21 protein-coding genes are annotated in these 18,398 nt (G+C 61.9%); 14 read left to right on the top strand and 7 right to left on the bottom strand.

The features are described 5' to 3' along the window. Positions 1-111 precede the first annotated feature (111 nt). The 4 genes from secG to gap are packed head-to-tail and all read right to left on the bottom strand — an operon-like array spanning position 112 to position 3,511. Positions 112-468 (bottom strand): preprotein translocase subunit SecG, encoded by a 357-nt coding sequence (secG, locus tag VMA09_11370; protein HUA34197.1) that lies wholly within the window; start codon positions 466-468, stop codon positions 112-114. A 7-nt stretch (positions 469-475) separates the two neighbouring features. Beyond that, positions 476-1,249 (bottom strand): triose-phosphate isomerase, encoded by a 774-nt coding sequence (gene tpiA / locus VMA09_11365; GenBank protein ID HUA34196.1) that lies wholly within the window; start codon positions 1,247-1,249, stop codon positions 476-478. Between the two features lie 51 nt (positions 1,250-1,300). Continuing rightward, positions 1,301-2,476, bottom strand: coding sequence for a phosphoglycerate kinase (locus VMA09_11360; GenBank protein HUA34195.1), 1,176 nt, complete (start codon positions 2,474-2,476; stop codon positions 1,301-1,303). Positions 2,477-2,506: 30 nt separating this feature from the next. Further along, complete coding sequence (gene gap, locus VMA09_11355) at positions 2,507-3,511, bottom strand: type I glyceraldehyde-3-phosphate dehydrogenase (GenBank protein ID HUA34194.1); 1,005 nt, start codon at positions 3,509-3,511, stop codon at positions 2,507-2,509. A gap of 378 nt (positions 3,512-3,889) precedes the next feature. Here gap and VMA09_11350 point away from each other — a divergent pair, with 378 nt between their 5' ends. From VMA09_11350 to VMA09_11290, 13 genes are all read left to right on the top strand, one after another. Then, a complete protein-coding gene (locus tag VMA09_11350; protein HUA34193.1) occupies positions 3,890-4,603 on the top strand; it encodes a MotA/TolQ/ExbB proton channel family protein in 714 nt (237 codons plus the stop codon). Between the two features lie 9 nt (positions 4,604-4,612). Continuing rightward, the gene (gene tolR, locus VMA09_11345; protein HUA34192.1) at positions 4,613-5,068 is read left to right on the top strand and encodes a protein TolR; all 456 of its coding nucleotides are present in this window, start codon (positions 4,613-4,615) and stop codon (positions 5,066-5,068) included. Further along, positions 5,055-6,140 (top strand): TonB family protein, encoded by a 1,086-nt coding sequence (locus VMA09_11340; protein ID HUA34191.1) that lies wholly within the window; start codon positions 5,055-5,057, stop codon positions 6,138-6,140. The genes tolR and VMA09_11340 overlap by 14 nt, the downstream gene beginning before the upstream one ends. A gap of 86 nt (positions 6,141-6,226) precedes the next feature. After that, positions 6,227-7,537, top strand: coding sequence for a hypothetical protein (locus tag VMA09_11335; GenBank protein HUA34190.1), 1,311 nt, complete (start codon positions 6,227-6,229; stop codon positions 7,535-7,537). A gap of 43 nt (positions 7,538-7,580) precedes the next feature. After that, a complete protein-coding gene (gene pal, locus VMA09_11330) occupies positions 7,581-8,060 on the top strand; it encodes a peptidoglycan-associated lipoprotein Pal (protein ID HUA34189.1) in 480 nt (159 codons plus the stop codon). A gap of 11 nt (positions 8,061-8,071) precedes the next feature. Next, entirely contained in the window at positions 8,072-8,962 is an 891-nt protein-coding gene (gene bamD / locus VMA09_11325) for an outer membrane protein assembly factor BamD (protein HUA34188.1), read from the top strand. A gap of 43 nt (positions 8,963-9,005) precedes the next feature. After that, positions 9,006-9,929, top strand: a complete 924-nt coding sequence (locus VMA09_11320; GenBank protein HUA34187.1) for a bifunctional riboflavin kinase/FAD synthetase — start codon at positions 9,006-9,008, stop codon at positions 9,927-9,929. Between the two features lie 214 nt (positions 9,930-10,143). Continuing rightward, positions 10,144-10,413 carry a hypothetical protein gene (locus VMA09_11315; protein ID HUA34186.1) on the top strand — a complete coding sequence of 90 codons (270 nt, stop codon included), beginning with the start codon at positions 10,144-10,146 and terminating at the stop codon, positions 10,411-10,413. A 56-nt stretch (positions 10,414-10,469) separates the two neighbouring features. Next, positions 10,470-10,994, top strand: a complete 525-nt coding sequence (locus VMA09_11310; GenBank protein HUA34185.1) for an FxLYD domain-containing protein — start codon at positions 10,470-10,472, stop codon at positions 10,992-10,994. 24 nt (positions 10,995-11,018) lie between these two features. Next, complete coding sequence (locus VMA09_11305; GenBank protein ID HUA34184.1) at positions 11,019-11,345, top strand: rhodanese-like domain-containing protein; 327 nt, start codon at positions 11,019-11,021, stop codon at positions 11,343-11,345. A gap of 42 nt (positions 11,346-11,387) precedes the next feature. Continuing rightward, entirely contained in the window at positions 11,388-12,206 is an 819-nt protein-coding gene (locus tag VMA09_11300) for a carbon-nitrogen hydrolase family protein (GenBank protein HUA34183.1), read from the top strand. A gap of 250 nt (positions 12,207-12,456) precedes the next feature. Next, positions 12,457-13,290 carry a hypothetical protein gene (locus tag VMA09_11295; protein HUA34182.1) on the top strand — a complete coding sequence of 278 codons (834 nt, stop codon included), beginning with the start codon at positions 12,457-12,459 and terminating at the stop codon, positions 13,288-13,290. Positions 13,291-13,541: 251 nt separating this feature from the next. Then, complete coding sequence (locus tag VMA09_11290; GenBank protein HUA34181.1) at positions 13,542-14,714, top strand: CoA transferase; 1,173 nt, start codon at positions 13,542-13,544, stop codon at positions 14,712-14,714. Between the two features lie 3 nt (positions 14,715-14,717). Here VMA09_11290 and VMA09_11285 read toward each other — a convergent pair whose 3' ends face one another. The 3 genes from VMA09_11285 to VMA09_11275 all read right to left on the bottom strand — a co-directional run bounded on the left by VMA09_11285 (position 14,718) and on the right by VMA09_11275 (position 17,900). Continuing rightward, a complete protein-coding gene (locus tag VMA09_11285) occupies positions 14,718-15,374 on the bottom strand; it encodes a CDP-alcohol phosphatidyltransferase family protein (GenBank protein HUA34180.1) in 657 nt (218 codons plus the stop codon). 27 nt (positions 15,375-15,401) lie between these two features. After that, entirely contained in the window at positions 15,402-16,682 is a 1,281-nt protein-coding gene (hflX, locus tag VMA09_11280) for a GTPase HflX (GenBank protein ID HUA34179.1), read from the bottom strand. Positions 16,683-16,922: 240 nt separating this feature from the next. Continuing rightward, positions 16,923-17,900: a radical SAM protein gene (locus VMA09_11275; protein HUA34178.1), complete on the bottom strand. Its 978-nt coding sequence runs from the start codon at positions 17,898-17,900 to the stop codon at positions 16,923-16,925. A gap of 299 nt (positions 17,901-18,199) precedes the next feature. Here VMA09_11275 and VMA09_11270 point away from each other — a divergent pair. After that, the coding region (locus VMA09_11270) for a PEGA domain-containing protein (GenBank protein HUA34177.1) at positions 18,200-18,398 on the top strand (199 nt) is incomplete at its 3' end.

Below are 18,398 nucleotides of genomic sequence, written 5' to 3'. Positions count from 1 at the left end.
GTATTGCTACCACCAGCCCCTCAAACTGGCGTGTCTGCCATTCCACCACCCGCGCATCGAGAAGTTCCGGATCGAAGAAGAGGGGGCCGAATCCGGAGCGGACTTGCGCCGCTATTTGGTCGCCGGCGATACCGCGCCCGCTGGCGGCGCTGCTGGAGCGGCCGGCGGTGCGACATTCTTCGGCTTTGACGATGGCATCACGCTGCCGCCGAACGATCGGTTGAAGATACTTCCCGTCATGCGCTGCGTCGAGGCATAGGCGAGGAAGATCGAAGTCGCGAAGAACACTACGGCGAGCGCGCTCGTCGCCCGCGTCAGCGCATTGCCTGCGCCCGACGCGCCGAACACGGTCTGGCTCGAACCGCCAAAGACCGCGCCGACATCGGCGCCCTTGCCATGCTGGATCAAAATAATGATCACGAGCGAGAGGCAAACAACCACGTGAATCGCGACTACTGCTGTTACCATCTTCCGTTTAATGCGTCTGCGCCCGGACGATGCGGGCAAACGAATCAGCCTTTAAGGATGCCGTGCCGACCAGAGCCCCGTCAATATCGGGTTTGGAGAGCAACGAGTCAACATTTTCATCATTGACGCTGCCGCCGTACAAGATCTGCACGACCTGGGCGGGATCGTGGCCGAAGCGCTCGTTGAATGCGCCGCGCAGGGCGCCGTGGATCGATTCGGCCTGCTGCGGGGTTGCGGTGCGGCCGGTGCCGATGGCCCATACCGGCTCGTAAGCCAGGATGATCCCGGCGGCCTCTTCGTTGGTCACGTCGGCGAGCCCGCCTTCCATCTGGCGCAGGACGACTTCGATCGCGCGCCCGCGATCGTGCTCCTCCTGCGTCTCGCCGATACAGAGGATCGGCACGAGGCCGTGATTGATCGCGGAGCGCACCTTCTTGCCGATTAGAATGTCGTTCTCGCCAAAGATGTGCCGGCGCTCCGAATGGCCGAGGATAACGTGGGTCACGCCGAACGCCTTCAGCATCAAGGGTGAGATCTCGCCGGTGAAGGCGCCTTTCTCCTCGTAGTGCATGTTCTGCGCGCCGAGCAGTATCGGCGAGCTTTTGAGCGCCTCGGCGACCGCAGGGATCAGAATCGCGGGCGGAGCGACCAGTGCCTCGCGATCGGCGAGCAGGTCGCGGGCATCACGCTCAACGTTCGCGCGCAAGGCCGCGATCAGCTCGAGCGCCGAGGCCGGCGTCATATTCATCTTCCAGTTGGCTGCGATGAGCTTTTTTCGCATTAGAGGGTGAGCCTGTGGGCGCCTGCGTCGCGAGCGCGCGTGCTTGAGTCGCTATCCTTCCAGAGCCTTGACGCCCGGCAGCTCGATGCCCTCGAGGAACTCGAGGGTCGCGCCGCCGCCGGTCGAGATGTGAGTAAACTGCTTGGCCCACGGCTGATGGCCAACTGCTGCCGCCGTGTCGCCCCCGCCGATCAGGGATTTGACGCCGGGTTGGTTCGCTAGCGCTTCCCCGACGCGCATCGTGCCGTGCGAGAATTCGGGAATCTCAAAAAAACCGAGCGGGCCGTTCCATATGACCGTCCTGGCGCGCGCGATTTCCGCTATAAACGCATCGACGGTCGCGGGTCCGATATCGAGGCCAATCATGTCGGCGGGAATATCGGTCATGACGGCGATACTCGCGACGGCGTCGGGGGCCAGCGCTACCACGTGATCAATGGGCAGCACGATGCGCTTGTTCTTGCTGCGCGCTTCGGTGAGCAGCTCGCGCGCGAGATCGAGCTTGTCTTCCTCGACGCGGGATTTGCCGATCGGCGTGCCCTGGGCCTTGAGGAACGTGTAAGCCATCGCGCCGCCGATAAGAATCGCATCGAGGCGCTGGATGAAGCTTTTTATAACGCCGATCTTGTCTGAGACTTTGGCGCCGCCAAGGATGGCGATCGCGGGCCGCTCGGGATTGTCCATCACCGCGCGCAGCGCCTCGAGCTCGCGCATCATCAGGAAGCCCGCGGCGCGTATCGGGATAAACTTCGTGACGCCCACCGTCGAGGCGTGCGGGCGATGGGCCGAGCCGAATGCGTCGTTGATATAGACCTGCTTGCCGCGCGCGAGCTCATGCGCGAAGTCGCGATCGTTGGCTTCTTCCTCGGGATGAAAACGCAGGTTTTCGAGCAGGATCGCTTCGCCCGGCTTCAGCGTCTCGACCATCCTGCCGCTGACCTCGCCGATACAATCGGGCGCCAGTGCGACCTTCTTGCCGAGCAGCGTCGAGAGGTACTCAGCGACCGGCTTGAGACTCAGTTCAGGCGAGCGTTCCTTGGGGCGCCCGAGATGCGAGCAGAGCACAGCGGAGCCGCCCTTTTCGAGGACGTAGCGAATCGTGTCCATGCTCGCGTCGATTCGCTCGGTGTCGGTGATCTTGCCCTCGCGCAGCGGCACATTGAAGTCGCATCGCACGAGGACCTTCTTGGTGTTCAGATCCAATGCGGTGATCGGCTGCGCCGGCATCAGACAATCCTCAGCTTCATCAGGCCGCGGCTAAATCTTCGAAGCGACGAAAGCGGTCACGTCGCAGAGCCGGTTCGAGTAACCCCATTCGTTGTCGTACCACGAGAACACCTTGATGAGCCGCTTGCCGATGACCTTGGTGAGGGGTGCGTCGAAGATTGACGAATGCGGGTTGCCGTTGAGATCGACAGACACGAGCAGCGCTTCGCTATAGGCGAGGATGCCCTTGAGCGGACCCTCGGCCGCAGTGCGGACGGCATTGTTGATCGCCTTCTCATCCGCGTCGCGCTCGATCGTCGCCGTCAGATCGACGACTGAAACGTTGGGCGTCGGCACGCGAATCGCGAGGCCGTCGAGCTTGCCCTTGAGCGCGGGCAGCACCAGGCCGATCGCCTTGGCGGCGCCGGTTGAGGTCGGCACCATCGAGACCGCCGCGCTGCGTGCGCGCCGCAGATCCTTATGCGGACCGTCCTGCAGATTTTGGTCGGCAGTGTAAGCATGCACGGTTGTCATGAGGCCGTGGGTGATGCCGAAATTCTCGTGAATCACCTTCGCCAGAGGCGCGAGGCAGTTGGTTGTGCACGAGGCATTGGAGATGACGTCATGCCTGGTGCCGTCGTAGTCGCTCTGGTTGACGCCGAGACATAACGTCACGTCGGCGCCCTCGGCGGGAGCGCTGATGATAACCTTTCTCGCTCCCGCGGAGAGATGCATCGCGGCTTTGTCGCGCGCGGTGAAAAGCCCGGTCGATTCGACCACGACCTGCACGCCGAGCTTGTTCCATGGCAGCTTCGAGGGATCGCGCTCGGCGAGGACCTGGATCGCCTTGCCATCGATGTGGATCGCGCCGCCCTCGGCCTTGATCTCATGCTTGAGAGTGCCGTGAACTGAGTCGTACTTGAGCAGATGCGCCAGCGTGGGCGCGTCGGTGATGTCGTTGACGGCAACGACTTCGAGGTCGTTCCTGCCGAGAGCCGCGCGATAGAACATCCGCCCGATACGGCCGAAGCCGTTGATCGCGATTTTGGTTGCCACGCTTCAAGTCCTCCCTAATAGGCTGTGCGCCGGCACAGAATCCGCACCTTAGAAAAGTCCAGACCTCGGGTTCAAGCGCCGGAAAAAATACTTTGGCACATCCGCAGTCATCACGCTCGCCGGGGAAAGGCAGAAACCAGGATCCGGAAGTAACCACAAAGGACACAAAGGGCACTAAGAAAGAACCTGTTTAGAAGCGGCGCTGCGCCGCTTCTCATCGTGCTCTTTGTGTCCTTTGTGGCGAGATCTGGATTCTCAAGTCGCACGTCCGTGAATCGCTCGGCTGCAGTGAGCGTCTTTTATCGTACGCGGGCGGGGCCGCTAGTGTTGCCCTTAAGGATACCCGTATAATGGTGCGGGCTTTGAAGTGACGGTTTTATGCTCCATCAGGTGAGCGGCGCGGGCGGAACTGGGGTGGTGGATCTGGTGCTGGGCACGGGGCCAGTCGTCGCCGTCGTGCTATGGACGCTGGTGGCCTTTTCGATCACCGAGTGGGGTATAATCCTCTACAAGATGGTTTCGGTATCGCGTGCGCGGCGTGAGTCCGAGCGTTTCATTTCGATCTTCTGGGAATCGAAGAATCTGGCCGCGATTCACACCGCTTCAGTCGGCATGAAGCATAGCCCGGTCGCCCAGGTCTTTCGCGCCGGCTACCAGGAGTTGCTACAGCTCACGCGCGCCAAGCGGCAGGCTGTCGGCGCGGAGGGCGGATTCTCGACGGACCTCGGCGGTATCCAGAACGTATCTCGCGCCATGAAGCGGCAGGAGAATGTCGAGCTGACCAAGCTCGAATACGGCATCACGTTCCTCGCCACTACCGGCTCGTCGTGCCCGTTTATCGGCCTCTTCGGCACGGTCTGGGGCATCATGACTGCCTTCCTGGGACTCTCGGCGGCGCATTCGTCGAGTATCCAGGCGGTGGCGCCCGGTATCGCCGAGGCGCTTATCACGACTGCGGTCGGCCTCGTCGCCGCGATACCAGCGCAGATGTTCTTTAATTACTTCACGGCGCGCGTGCGCGTGCTCGCCACCGAGATGGATAACTTCACGTCTGAATTCCTCAACATCGCCGAGCGTCACTTCTTGTCGTAGGCGCAGCCGATGGCATTCGAACCCGGACAGCGCGGTCAATTCGTTTCGCAGATCAACGTCACGCCGCTGGTCGACGTGATGCTGGTGCTGCTCGTGATCTTCATGGTCACCGCGCCGATTATCCAGCAAGGCGTGGATGTGAGCCTGCCCAAGGTCAAGGCCGAGGCGCTGCCGGGCAAGGAAGAGCAGTTCGTTGTATCCATCACGCGCAACAACGAGATCTATCTGAACGACGCCAAGCTGAGCGCCGATCAACTGACCGATAAGCTGGCCGCGATCTCGCAGGAGCGTCCCGACCGCCAGGTTTTTATCCGCGCCGACGAGCAAGTGCCGTACGGCGAGGTGATCCGCACGATGGCCGCGATTAAGGCCGCGGGAATCGAGAACGTCGGAATGGTGACCGAGATGCCGACCGACGGCGGAGCAGGAGCGGCCGAAGGCGGGCGCAAGCGTGGCGAAAAATGATCGGCACGATGATGCGCGGCCAGCGCGGATCGGCTACGCCGCGGCAATCTTCTTCTCAGCGATCGGGCATGTAGCCCTGTTCGCATTCGTTTTTATTTTCCTGCCGCGCTACCTGCATTCCGACGAGGCGCCGCCGCCGTCATACACGGTAAAGATCGTCGATTCGCTGCCCGCCGGCGATCTGGGCAGCCATTTGCCGCGGCTTGCGCCGCGCGAGACCAAGCAGGAGGCGAAGGCCGAGGAGCATAAGGCCGAAGAGCCGAAGATCAAGGTTGAGCCGCCCAAGCCGGAGCTCGCACCCGACAACGATAAGAACGCGCTCGCGATGAACCTCGCGAGTGTCACGCCGACTCCCACTCCGACGCCCGAGCCCACCGTGGAACCAACGGTTGAAGCTACGTTGGAGCCAACGCCGGAGCCGACTGAGAAGCCAACGCCAAAGCCGAGGCCCTCGCATACAAAGCACGCGACACCGAAACCGACGCCCGCAAGTTCGAAGAATCATAACAAGCCAAAAGCCGAGGCCACGGTCGCGATCGCGCGCGTCGATAAGGCTATCGTCGCGGCAAAGCTCGCCAAGCTGCGGGAGCAGCTGATGAAGGAGCATATCGAGCAGCTCGCAAAAAAGAACGCCGAAGACGCCGACAGCGACGACGATGACGATAGCGATACGAGCAATGCGACCGGTCCCTCGGGAGGCGGTCCTGTAGCGGCCAACTCGGCGACCGCGGGCAAAGGCTACGGTATCGGCTCCGGCACCGGTAGCATGGGGATTCAACAGGACCCTGAATTTCTGCTGTACTATCAGTCAGTGGAAGATAGGATAAAGAAGGCGTGGACGTTTTTAGGCGGTTCGAACGATCTGACGGCAACCGTGGATTTTTCGATCGGCCCCGACGGCACGCTGACTTCGGCGAAGATTGGTAACAGCTCCAAGGACGGAGCCTTCGACGATTCCGTGATTCGTGCGATCAAGCGTGCCGCGCCGTTTCCGCCGCCGCCAGAGAAGTATCGCAATCAGTTCAGCGGCGGTATCGAAGCAGTCTTCAACATGGGCGAGCTGAAGTCTTGACGCGCGTGGCGATGGAGGAGCGGATGAGGCGGCGGATTACATCATGCATTGCACCAGTGCTCGCCGTTTTCAGAATTCAAACGCGCGTGATCGGTTTATCTGCGATCGTCTTTGCCATCGCGATTGCGGCCACGCCGCAGCTCGCCGCTGCGCAGCCGATCAAGATGGTCATCACTGGCGCGGGCAGTATCTCGTCGGTCGCGATCTCGGGACTCAAGAACCAGGGCGGCGACGATAATCATCAGATCTCGGACGCCTTCACCACGACACTGCAGCGCGATCTCGAGCTCTCCGGATATTTCCGCATCGTCAATCCGCATTCGTATATCGAAGATCCGCAGACCTCGGGATTCGAGCTGGGTCAGTTCAACTTCGCCGATTGGCGATCGATCAACGCCGACTTTCTCGTCAAGGGCGCCGTGAGCGGTGACGGCACCAACGCCAAGCTGACGGCCTATTTCTATGACGTCGCGCAGCAGCGCCGGATGATGGGCAAGAATTTCAGCGGCGGTGTCGGCGACGTGCCGCGCATGGCGCGCCGCTTTGCCGACGCCGTGCTTCAGGCCACCACCGGGATCAAGGGGCCTTTCGACAGCAAGCTCGCCTACGCCTCGACCCGCGCCGGCCGCTTCAAGGAAATCTATACCCAGTCGATCGAAGGTGAGGAGCTTTTTCAACTGACCAATAATCCCACGATAAATATTTTCCCTAGCTTTGATCGCAGCGGGCGCTATCTGCTCTATCTGTCGTACAAAACGATGGAGCCCGCGCTGTACCTTGCCGATCTGCAACAAAAGCGTGAGACGAGAATCGAAAGCTCGCACGGCCGCACTATCGGTGGCGCGGTCTCGCCTGATGGCACGCGGATCGTTGCAGCGGTCGAGCGTGGCGGCTCGACCAACCTGTTCCTGCTGACGCGCGAGGGTGAGGAAATCAGCCAGCTCACCGACACCAACGGTATCAACGTGAGCCCCGTGTTCTCGCCCGATGGCGCGCAGATCGCGTTTACGTCGGATCGCTCGGGCACGCCGCAGATTTACGTGATGCCGACTGACGGCGGCAAAGCGAAACGCCTCACCTACAGCGGCGATTACAATACGACGCCGGCGTTCTCGCCGGCGGGCGATAAAATCGCCTACCAGGCTCGGCACGGCCGCTTCGATATCTTCGTGATTCCGCTGAGCGGCGGCGAGCCCAAGCAGGTGACCGACAGCGAAGGCAGCAACGAATATCCGACCTGGTCGCCCGATGGACGTTACATTGCGTTCAGCTCAACGCGTGGCGGCCGGTCACGAATCTATGTTTTGATGGTAAGTGCGCAGAAAGTTATCGGTCCATTGACGGAGGGTAAGGGTGATGACACGTGTCCAGCGTGGTCGGGGTGGTTGGGTGACTGATAGGCGAAGATTAACTGGAGCCGGCGCGTTCGTCTTGCTCGCGATGAGTTTGGCGATCGCAGGATGCTCGTCGAAGAAGGCAACGCCGCTTCCAAATGCGAACCAGGGCGCCTCGGGAATGGGTGAATCCGGCACCGGTTCCGGCTCATTGCAGCAGATGCAGAACGGGACGCTTGGTTCAGGCCAGGGCGGCCCTCTGGCGGACATCCATTTCGGCTACAACGACTACACGATCCAGCCGCAAGACGGCGAAGTGCTGAAGAGCAACGCGCGATGGTTGGAGTCCAATCCCAACTCGCGCGTGCAAGTCGAAGGGCATTGTGACCAGCGCGGCTCGGAGGATTACAATATCGCTCTGGGCGCCAAGCGCGCACAGGCGGCCAAGGATTACCTGGTGACGCTCGGAGTTTCGCCGGGCCGTATATCGACCATCAGCTATGGCAAGGAGCTGCCGATTTGTACCGAAAACGACGAATCCTGCTGGGCCCAGAATCGCCGCGATCACTTCGCCGTTTCGCAATGAGCTGTAATCGAATGCGGAGCGTTATCTTCAAGGTCGTCGGCGTCGCCGCCGTGGCAGTTTTTGTCGCGGGCTGCGCGAACGATACCGACGTCCAGCAGCTGAATCAGAATGAATTCACCCTGCGCGGCATGATCGCGAGCGATCGGCAGCAGATCGACGCGCTCCAGCAGCAAGTGCGTCAGCAGAACGATGTAATCGCGGAGATGAAGCACGGCGCTTCAACTGACACCGGCGCGGCGCCTGACCAGGGCGTCAACGCGCGACTCGCCAAGCTCGAGACCGAGGTGAGCGCGCTCAACGCCGGGATGGTTGCGACGCCGAGTAATCCAGCCGCCGGCGCCAATCCTCCCGGGACGCCGCCTCCGGCGGAGGGCGCCGAGCCCGGAACCGCGCCGCCCAACGCTGAGGCTTCGATGCCGCCTGCGACCGAAGGAGCTGCCGCGGAAGCTGCGCCAGTCGAGCCGCCGCCGACCTGGCCCAACGATCTCGATGCTGAAATCGAATCGTCGCAGACCTCGAAAGAGCCGGGCGTCAAGCTTTATCGCGAAGGCCTCGACGCGATGAAGGCGCAGAACTATCCACTGGCAGTCAACAAATTCACCAAGCTGCAGCATCAGTATCCCAAGTCGGAGCTGAGCGAGCCCGCGCAATATTTCGCCGCCAACGCGCTTTATGAAACGGGCAAGTACGACCAGTCGATCCTGCAGTTCAACGATCTCGTGATGCGCTATCCGAAGGGCCGCTTCGCGAGTCCGGCGCTTCTGCGCGAGGCCCAGGCGTTCGAGAAGATGAACGATCGAATCGACGCGCGCCTGACGCTGCAGAAGCTGGTCTCCGATCATGCGGGCTCGCCGGAAGCGAACTCGGCGAATGAGATGATGAAGCAGCTGCAGACCGATTGAGCCGGCCAATTTGGATGCCGTTCTGTGGGCATCCTGTGAGACGATGGAGATCATCCGCGACCTGAACGCGCTCGGGCGCAACCCATACCCCGTGGTGACGCTGGGCAATTTCGACGGCGTGCACATGGGGCATCATGCGATCCTGCGCGCCGTGATCGATCGCGCGCGCGCCGCGGGCGGCACCGCCTTCGCGATTACCTTCGATCCGCTGCCCGCCAAGCTGCTCGCGCCGAAGCACGCGCCGCAACTGATCATGGTACCCGAGGATCGCTTTGAGCTGATGCGGTTATCCGGCATCGACGGCGTGATCGTGCTCGACTTCACGCGCGAGCTGAGTGCGCTCGAGCCGCGTGAGTTCATCCGCGATTATCTCATTGGAAAAATCGGCGTGCGCGAAGTCGTCGTTGGTCACAGCGTGAGCTTCGGCCACAATCGCGCCGGAAACGCAGCCGTGATGGTCGAGCTCGGCAACGAATTCGGCTTCGATACGACGGTCGTCGGTCCGGTCAAGGCGGGTGGCGTCGCGGTCAGCTCAACCAAGGTTCGCGAGGCGATTCGCGCGGGCGACCTGCGTACCGCGGCGAAGATGCTCGGGCGGTTGCACTTCCTGCACGGCGAAGTAGTTCATGGCCGCGAGCGCGGCCGCACCATTGGTTTCCCCACGGCGAATATCGAAAGCGAAACCGAATGCATCCCGCCCGACGGTGTCTATGCGACGAGGATCGTACTCGAGGACGGCGCCTGGGGCTCGATAACCAACATCGGGATGCGCCCCACGTTCGCCGAAGCGGCGCGCTCGATCGAAGCCCACATCTTCAACTTCAACCGCGACATTTACGGCCAGCGCGTAAAGCTCGAAGTGATAGAACGCATCCGCCCCGAAAAAAAGTTCGACTCCCCCGAAGCGCTGAAACACCAGATCGCGCTAGACCTGGGCAAAGCCAAAGAAATCCTGGCGTCCGTCTAGTTCCGCCGTCACTTCCGTCAACAACCTGTCAACTAACAATCCCGATTCCCAAAAATCCCTCTCCCTGACCGGGAGAGGTCGGCGGCGCATCGCGCCCGCCGGGTGAGGTTATTCCGATCCCCTCGCCTAGGATAAGGAGAGGAGACCCGAATGGCGGGCTTCCTAATAGAAGCTCCGAATTGAGATTCGAGTGGCGGGATGTTAACCGTCGGTTATGCGATGGCTGCATACCGCGATGCTGGCGAGTGTAACCTGGTATCTGATGCTGCCGCCGCCTGCTGACGGTATTCCCAACAGGCGCCTCACCTTCGAGCCGCTTTCACAATGGCTGATGCTCGATCACTTCGATTCGCAAAGGAGTTGCGAGGCCATCCGAACGAAGCTCATCGAACAGATGCCTGGCTCGGCCATCGATACTTCACGATGCGTCCCATCCAACGCGCCTGAACTGAATCGACCCAAGCTCCAGCCGGGCGTCGGCTGAATGCGCATTGACTTTGCGCGGTACGGGACTGAAGATTTGGTTCGAGGCGCCCTCCTATGAAGAAACTGAGCATTCTTGCGGCCCTGGGCACGATCGCATTCGCGGCGACTGCGTTCGCCGGTGCGACGATCGATCTCAAACCGAGCCTGACTGCTCAGCAGAAAGCGCATCTGCATACCCTCTATGATCATCCTCTAACCCAGGTCGTCGCCAACAAGGACGTCAAGGTTGTAGTCACGACCGACGCGATCATGCGCTCATGCTGCATGCCGCCGAACCTGGTGGTCTCCGGCAAAGTCACCAACACCAGCGATCGGCCGATCGATTACGTGCATCTGGTCTTTTCCTTCGAGGACAAGGACGGCAAGGTGCTCCACGCCGAGAGCATGTACAACGAGAAGGCCGAGAGCATGAACGACGATCCCGAGGTGCAGCGCGTGCTCGGCGAGAAGCCGCATTTCACGCCGCTCAAGCCGGGAGAGACCGACAATTTCCGTTTTTCGATTCCCTATCCGATGCTGCCGAACTTCACCCAGGTCGAGTTGTTCTCGAATCAGACCGCGGATCTGGCGCAGCGCTGATCGGTCACGCTACATTTCCATCTGATGTCTCAAATTGGCGAGATCGATCCGATCGCGCTCAAGCATCGGCGCGATCAGGGTGAAGATGTTTTCGTGCTGGACGTGCGCGAGCCGCAGGAGATCGAGATCGCGCCGTTTCCCGGCGCGGCGCACATTCCGATGGGCGATATCCCGTCGCGCCTGACCGAGCTCGATTCCGATCGCGAGACGGTCGTCGTATGTCATCACGGCGTGCGCAGCGCGCAGGTCGCGATTTATCTGGCGCGGATGGGCTTCGAGCGCGTGCTCAACCTGACCGGTGGTATCGACGCATGGTCGGAGGAAGTTGACCCCTCAACGCCGCGCTACTAACAGCCCCGCAAAATGGCGATAATCGCCGGTGAGGGCACTGCCATGACATTTCTAGCGGCCGCTGTTCAGATGGCGGCGAAGTCCGACAAGTCCGAAAACCTGGAGCGCGCTGAGCGCCTGATTCGGCTGGCAGCCGCGCGGGGAGCGAATCTCGCCGCGTTGCCCGAGATGTTCAACTGGCGCGGCAAGCGCTCGGGAGAGGCAGCGGCGGCGGAAACGCTCGAAGGCGAGTCGCTCGCGCTGATGGCGCGGCTTGCGCGCGAGCTCCAGATCTATCTGGTCGCGGGATCGATCACCGAGCAGGCTCCCGGCAACACCCGCAACTACAATACGTCGGTGCTGTTCGCGCCCAATGGCAGCCGCGCCGCGGTCTATCGCAAGATTCATCTTTTCGATGTCGATCTGCCCGGCCGCGTCACCGTGCGCGAGTCCGACATGAAGCTGCCCGGCGCCGACGTCGTATCGGCGGACACGCAGCTCGGCAATCTCGGGTTGACAATCTGTTACGATATTCGCTTCCCAGAGCTGTTCCGCCGCCTGACATGGGCGGGCGCACAGATCATCACGCTGCCGAGCGCGTTTACCTTCCCGACCGGAGAAGCGCACTGGGAGGCGCTGATCCGGGCGCGTGCAATCGAGAACCAGGTCTACATGATCGCGCCGGCGCAGTTCGGCCCCAACGTCCATGGCTTCAGCGACTACGGCAATTCGATGATCGTTGATCCCTGGGGCCGCGTGCTCGCCCGCGCCGCCGACCAGGAGGGCGTCGTCATAGCGCCGATCGATCTCGACTACCAGGAACGCGTCCGCCGCGAGATCCCCGCGTTGAAGCACGCCCGCCTGCGCGAAACCCCGAGCTAGATAGGGAGCGCCGCCATGTGCAGGTCCGAAGATATAGGTCGCGTTGCCGAGTTACTGTGTCGGGTTCGGGAGGCGAGCGGACACACTTCGATTGCAACGGGCGCGCGCCACTGGTTCCCCTTCCCGTGCGGGAAGGGAAGTTTGTGGGCAGAGCCTGGTTGGGCCAGTAGCTGACTATTTTCGAAGTTTCGATTTGCTTCTCAGAATGTCTTCAGTCCGGTTTTTGCGATGTCCTCATAGGAGGGTCGAGATGAAGACTCTGGCAGGATGTTTGGCAATCGCCTCGATTATCGCCGTCGCAGGAATTGCCGCTGCGCACGATATGTCGGCGATGGATATGCATGGCGACGTGCCTTCGTCGTCGCCCAACGGCATGAGCGGCTCCGAAATGATGATGGACGTGCACATGAAGATGACGGCGCCGCGTCCCGCCTCGCAGGCCGACCAGGAGCGGGCCGCATACGTGATGGAATCGTGCCGGCGTGCGCTGCTGCCGTATCGCAACTATCACGTTGCGCTGGCGCAGGCCTTTCGCGTCTTTCTGCCGCAGATCCCACAACCGGTTTATCACTTCACCAACTACACCTGGAGTGGCGCCGAGTATCGCGGCGAGTTCAACCTAGATCATCCTGGCTCCGTGCTCTACGTGAAGGGTGACAGCGGCGACTACGAGCTGGTCGGAGCGATGTACAGCGCGCCGGCTGACTACTCCGAGGATCAGCTCAACGACCTGATTCCACTCAGCGTCGCGCGATGGCATCAGCATGTTAATATCTGCCTGCCCGCGGGCATCTCGATCGACGATCTGCTGATGGGCGAAGTTGGCGCGGGTCATCCAGGGATGCCCGGGATGCTGCCGGTCGTGAACAACCCCTCAGCCGAGACCATCAATCAGAAGGTGGGATTCCTCGCCGACGGACGCTTCGGCTTCGAGGGGAAGATCGCGGACCGCACTGCGTGCGAGGCCGCGGGCGGCCATTTCGTGCCGCTCGCGTTCGGCTGGATGGTCCACGTCTATCCCCTCGGCACCGACGACATGAAGGTCGCCTTCGGCCTGAGCGTCCCAAAACCACCGTCTAATTGATTCGCGCGCGGCTCTGCGCAGATTACACTTGAGATGTGCGCCTTGACGTGAGAGGCGCGCGCGCGTTAAGCAGCATCCGTCCACCCGCGGATTCGAGACTGCGATCGTCGCGTATTCGATTCCCTGCACGATTCGGCTTCCTCCCACGCTCCGCGAAGCCGGAACGCGCCGCGATCGCTTTTCCGTGACTCACTCGGCGCGGCTGGATATGATGCGTCTCGCCAAGAGGAACGCGTTGAAGGATTTGTCGTATGGCTGATGGACCGCTGGTTGGTTTTCGAATTGTCGATCTGACCGCCGTAATATCGGGGCCCTTCTGCACCCAGCTGCTTGGCGACCTCGGCGCCGACATAATCAAAGTCGAGCCTCCCGAAGGCGATTCGATGCGGCGCATCGGCCGTCCGCGCAAGAACGACGTCACCGCGTCCTATCTCAACTTCAACCGCAACAAGCGCAGCATCGTAATCGACATCAAGAAGGAACACGGCCGCGACCTCGTGCGCAGACTGGCGGTCAAGGCCGACGCCCTCGTCGAGAACAACCGTCCGGGCGTCGCCGACCGTCTCGGCATCGGCTATGCCGATATCCGCCGCGCCAATCCCAAGATCGTTTACTGCTCGATTTGTGGCTTCGGTCCCAAGGGCCGCATGGCGAATCATCCGGCATACGATCCCGTTATCCAGGGCTACTCGGGGATGGCGTTCCTGCAGGGCTCGAAGACGGGACAGCCGACCGCAGTGAAGATGGCGCTGGCGGACAAGATCAGCGGCATGACCGCGGCGCTTTCGATCGTGAGCGCGCTGCACGCTGCGAAGAATCGCGGCGTCGGCCAGTACATCCGCGTCCCGATGCTCGAAGCGATGATGGCTTTCGCGGCCAACGACAGCATTTACGGCTACACCTTCGTCCCCGAGGACGAGTACAAGGCGCAGGCGCCCAAGAGCACGACGCTCGACCCGTTCAAGACCAAGGACGGATGGCTGACGATCGCGGCCTTCACCGACGAGCAGAATGAGCGCCTCTGCGCTGCCGCCGGACATCCCGAATGGTGGGATAAGAACATGGAAGCGCGCGAGCGCGGGCGCAACATGATCAAAGGCCTCGCTGCGCTCTTTCCCGAACGCACCACCGCCGAATGGCTCACCATCCTCGAGGCCGCCGACGTTCCTTCAGGCCCGGTTCACAGCTACGAGACACTCTTCCAGGACGAGGAGATCGTCGCCAACGAGAGCTTCAGTCTCTACGAGCATCCCGATGTCGGCACGGTGCGGACCGTGAATCCCGGCGCCCGATTTTCCGAGACGCCGATGAAGATGCGGCGCATCCCGCCCAAGCTTGGCGAGCACACCGACGAAATTCTGCGCGAGGCGGGAATCGAAAAGAGCCAGGTCGAAGAGCTCCGCGCCAGCAAAGTGATCGTGTAGGGACTACTGGCTGCTGAACATCTCGGGCTCGCGCGACTTTAGCCATACGAGTCCGAGATACATGTAGTGGACGCCCGACGATGCGGTCACGGTGACCGTGAGCACCAGCAAATCGTTGAACCATCCGGGCCATGCGACCGGGAAGCGCGTCAGCGCCAGCGTCACGCAGCATAGCTGGAAGAACGTGCTTATCTTGCCGAGATAGCTGGGCGTTACCGGCACCCGCTCGTTGCTGAAGAACGAGACCATCAGGTAACCCACGACGATCACGACGTCGCGCACCAGCACCACGCTCAAAAGGTATCCAGGCAAATCGCCGTTGAGCGTCAGCACTACGAACGCCGACAACAGCATCAGTTTGTCAGCGAAGGGATCGAGATAAGCGCCGAGCTCCGTGCGCGAGTCGAACAGGCGCGCGACCGTGCCGTCGAGGCTGTCGGTCAGCGCCGCGGCGGCAAATACCCACAGCGCCTCGGTGTATCGATGGCGGCTGAGAAAGGTCAGGAAAATCGGCACCGAGCCGAGCCGGCAGAGCGTCAGGAAGTTGGGCAGGTTCAGCAGATGGCGCAGCGCAGGCGGCTCAGGCTTGCGCGGGGCGGCATGCAGCTGCGCCGGCTTATGCACCTGATGCGGATGGGTATGTGGCTGCTGCGATGGCATCGGAGACGAGATCTAGCGTTTCTTGCGTTACGCTGAAAGCGTCGCGGCCTTGCGCAGGCGGCCGGCAACGGGAGGGCTGACGCGCGCGCGCATCGCCACGACGCCGTCGTTGTACTCCTCGCTCAGGACTTCGCCGTCGCGCCGCGCCATTGCGATAAGGTCGCCGCGCGAGGCCGGCAGCGTGACCGAAACTTCCTCGCGATAGCCGCCGAAGTGCCGCGCGATCATCTCGAGCAAATCGTCAAGGCCGGTGCCGCGCAGCGCCGAGATCGCGACCGCGTCGGAAACGCCGAACAGGCGCGGCGGATTCTCCATCAGGTCGGCCTTGTTCATCACGAGGATGCGTGGCGAAGCGCCCGCGCCGATCTCCTCGAGGACCTGGTCCACGATCTGGATTCGCTCGGGCGCGAGCGGCGAGCTCGCATCGACGACGTGCAGCAGCAGATCGGCAGTGCGCACCTCTTCGAGCGTCGCCTTGAACGCCTCGATCAGCATGTGCGGCAGGCGATGGATGAAGCCGACCGTGTCGGCGAGCATCACGTTCATATGCCCGGGCAGCTTCAGCCGGCGAATCGTCGGATCGAGCGTCGAGAACGGACGATTCGCGGCCTCGACCTCGGCGTCCGTGAGATAGTTCATCAGCGTCGATTTGCCGGAGTTGGTGTAGCCGACGAGCGCGACCGAGGGGTACGGCACTTCGACGCGGCGGCGCCGCTGGATGTCGCGGGTGCGCTCGACCTCGCGCAATCGCGACCGCAGCCGCGTCAGCCGCTCGCGTATACGGCGGCGGTCGACTTCGAGCTGCGTTTCACCAGGACCGCGCGTGCCGACACCGCCGCCTCCCGCGCCGCCGCCGCGGACGCGCGACAAGTGCGTCCATTGGCGCGTGAGCCGCGGCTGAAGATAGGAGAGTTGCGCGATTTCGACCTGCAGCTTGCCCTCGAGCGTCCGCGCGCGCTGCGCGAAGATATCGAGGATAAGCTGGCTGCGATCGATCACGCGCAGTTTGAGTTCGGTTTCGAGATTGCGTGCCTGCGCGGGCGAGAGCGCGTCGTCGAAGATTGCCACCGAGGCGCCCTTCTGATGCGCAATTTCACGGACCTCGGCGGTCTTGCCCTTGCCGATAAACGTGCGCGGGTCGACGGTCTTGAGGCGCTGGCTGACCGTCGCCGTGACCTCGGCGCCGGCGCTCTCGGAGAGCGCTTTCAGTTCTTCGAGCGATTCTTCGCTCGCGATCCCGTGGTCGCCCGGCAGCTCGACGCCGACCAGCACCGCGCGCTCGTCGCGCTCGCGTGAAACGTCATGCAATTCGCGCAGATTCGTCCCTCAGTGCGAAAATCTCAATTCCATTTTATCAGAAAAAGCTTGTGTCAACGAATCTCGCAGGATCCGCCGTGGAGTGCTTCTCCTTTTTTTTCAGGCGGCAGAACTTACCACTAAGGGCACAAAGGCACGAAGCGGCGCGGCGCCGCTTCGAGAAGGCTCCTGCTTGGTGCCATCGTGCCTTGGTGGTGGATTTTCTGTCTTTCGATCGCATCGCGCCCCTCATCATGAAGCGCGCTCCCTGATTCCTAGCGACAATTGCCGCGGCGGCTCCATCAATGCTGCTGGCGAGGCGTTCGTGCGCTCGCTGCTGGTTGGAAAGCCGTGGCGGCGGCGCAGGCGATCGAACAGCGCCGACACCCGATCGTCGTACTGATGCGGCGCGTATTCGGCGCTGCCGTAGAGCGCTTCGATGCGTTCCGCCAGATGCGGTAGGCGCTCGCGCACGAACGGGATAAAGCGGCGCGCCGCGGCGGGCTTGAGGAACAGCGAGCGCCACCACACCGCCGATGCGCCCGCGCGCTTGGCGTTGCGAATCACCGCTTCGACCGAGGCGGGATCGTCGGTGATTCCCGGGATCATCGGCATCATCAGGACGTTGCAGGTGATCCCGGCGCGCGCGAGCTGGTTGAGCGCGCGCAGCCTGAGGCCGGGGCGCGGCGCGCGCGGCTCGAGCGTGCGCTGCAACTTGCGGTCGAGCGTGATCAGCGAGAAGTTCACCGACAGATGCGACCGGCGGTTGATCCGCGTCAACACGTCGAGGTCGCGCGCGATGAGGCTCGACTTGGTCGTGATCGAAAGATTAAGCCCGCTGAGCTGCGCGAAGATCTCTAGCATCGAGCGCGTGAGCCCGTACTTGCGCTCGGCCGGCTGGTAGGGGTCGGTCGCGGTGCCGAGCGCGATGGCGTCCTTGCCGATGGGCGTGCGCGAGAGCGTGCGCGCCAGCACCTGCGCCGCCATCCGCTTGATGAAGATTTTGCGCTCGAAGTCCATCGGATCGCGCAACTCGAGGAAGTCGTGCGTATAGCGCGCATAGCAATAGACGCATCCGAACTCGCATCCGCGGTACGGGTTAATCGTCCAGCTAAACGGCATGCGCGCGCTGGTGCATCGGTTGAGGATTTGCTTGACCGGCATTTCAACGAACTCGACGCCGCGAGTGACGTCGAGCTCGTCGTCATGCAAATCAAACGCGAGTGGCAATGAAGCGGCGGCATCCATGGCAACGGTGCGATTAGTTTCGCTTTTTCTTCGCTATCCAGTCAAGAGGGGAATTTGTGAGCTTGTGTCGTACTTCATTGAAGCAATCGCTGGCGCAGATTCGGCGACGGCCCAAAACTGACTGATTGTGACCGGGAATTGACATATGGATGATGCTGTGGTTCGATGCGGGGCTTCCGGATTCCGCTTTGGGGGCTGATTCAGCTTTGAGACTTCTCAGTTCGGTTGCGTGTGCGGTTGCGATCGCCTTTGTATGCTCGCAGCTTGCCGGCTGTCTTTACATGAAGAACGGCAGTACGCAGCAGATTGATTTTCAATCCGAGCCGGCTGGCGCGCAGGTGGTTGTAAACGGCAAGCAGTACGGGCCGACGCCGACCAGTGCGACGCTCTCGCGATGCGAAACCTACGAAGTCACGGTTGAAAAGACCGGCTACGAGCCTGACCACATTACGATTTCACGCGGAGAGTCCGGCATCGATT

This window comes from Candidatus Binataceae bacterium (assembly GCA_035508495.1).
Taxonomy (GTDB): domain Bacteria; phylum Desulfobacterota; class Binatia; order Binatales; family Binataceae; genus JASHPB01.
The sequence above is the reverse complement of the archived record's forward strand: the minus strand, read 5'-3'. Positions and strand labels throughout refer to the sequence as shown.

Coding starts and splice junctions, on each gene's coding strand:
- secG (HUA34197.1), bottom strand. CDS start 468: ATGGTAACAGCAGTAGTCGCGATTCACGTGGTTGTTTGCCTCTCGCTC.
- tpiA (HUA34196.1), bottom strand. CDS start 1,249: ATGCGAAAAAAGCTCATCGCAGCCAACTGGAAGATGAATATGACGCCG.
- VMA09_11360 (HUA34195.1), bottom strand. CDS start 2,476: ATGCCGGCGCAGCCGATCACCGCATTGGATCTGAACACCAAGAAGGTC.
- VMA09_11350 (HUA34193.1), top strand. CDS start 3,890: ATGCTCCATCAGGTGAGCGGCGCGGGCGGAACTGGGGTGGTGGATCTG.
- tolR (HUA34192.1), top strand. CDS start 4,613: ATGGCATTCGAACCCGGACAGCGCGGTCAATTCGTTTCGCAGATCAAC.
- pal (HUA34189.1), top strand. CDS start 7,581: ATGAGTTTGGCGATCGCAGGATGCTCGTCGAAGAAGGCAACGCCGCTT.
- bamD (HUA34188.1), top strand. CDS start 8,072: ATGCGGAGCGTTATCTTCAAGGTCGTCGGCGTCGCCGCCGTGGCAGTT.
- VMA09_11320 (HUA34187.1), top strand. CDS start 9,006: ATGGAGATCATCCGCGACCTGAACGCGCTCGGGCGCAACCCATACCCC.
- VMA09_11315 (HUA34186.1), top strand. CDS start 10,144: ATGCGATGGCTGCATACCGCGATGCTGGCGAGTGTAACCTGGTATCTG.
- VMA09_11310 (HUA34185.1), top strand. CDS start 10,470: ATGAAGAAACTGAGCATTCTTGCGGCCCTGGGCACGATCGCATTCGCG.
- VMA09_11305 (HUA34184.1), top strand. CDS start 11,019: ATGTCTCAAATTGGCGAGATCGATCCGATCGCGCTCAAGCATCGGCGC.
- VMA09_11300 (HUA34183.1), top strand. CDS start 11,388: ATGACATTTCTAGCGGCCGCTGTTCAGATGGCGGCGAAGTCCGACAAG.
- VMA09_11295 (HUA34182.1), top strand. CDS start 12,457: ATGAAGACTCTGGCAGGATGTTTGGCAATCGCCTCGATTATCGCCGTC.
- VMA09_11290 (HUA34181.1), top strand. CDS start 13,542: ATGGCTGATGGACCGCTGGTTGGTTTTCGAATTGTCGATCTGACCGCC.
- VMA09_11285 (HUA34180.1), bottom strand. CDS start 15,374: ATGCCATCGCAGCAGCCACATACCCATCCGCATCAGGTGCATAAGCCG.